The organism is Escherichia sp. AM3 (assembly GCF_032029835.1).
GTDB classification, from domain to species: domain Bacteria; phylum Pseudomonadota; class Gammaproteobacteria; order Enterobacterales; family Enterobacteriaceae; genus Escherichia; species Escherichia coli.
In genome coordinates, this window is record NZ_JAVUPQ010000961.1 from 1 (window position 1) to 273 (window position 273).

1 protein-coding gene is annotated in these 273 nt (G+C 64.8%); it reads right to left on the reverse strand.

Translation table 11 applies throughout. The features are described from left to right. Positions 1-273, reverse strand: a 273-nt coding sequence (locus RTW80_RS29250) for an HAD hydrolase family protein (protein WP_312721626.1), incomplete at both ends; no start/stop codon positions are given.

Below are 273 nucleotides of genomic sequence, written 5' to 3' on the forward strand. Positions count from 1 at the left end.
GTTCTGCCGAATATTGGCCCGCGTCGCCCGCGCAAGATCTATCATCTGCGCCAGCCCGGTCAGGCGGTTGTGCGTCAGCGCCGCGTCGGCGGTCTCCAGCGCCACGTCGGTGCCGCTACCCATCGCAATGCCGATGGTGGAAGCCTTCATTGCCGGGGCATCGTTTATCCCGTCCCCGACCATCGCCAGCGGGGCATGACCGTTCAGCTCGGTTACCGCGCTGACTTTATCCGCAGGCAACAATCCGGCCTTAAACGCCAGCCCCAGCTCACC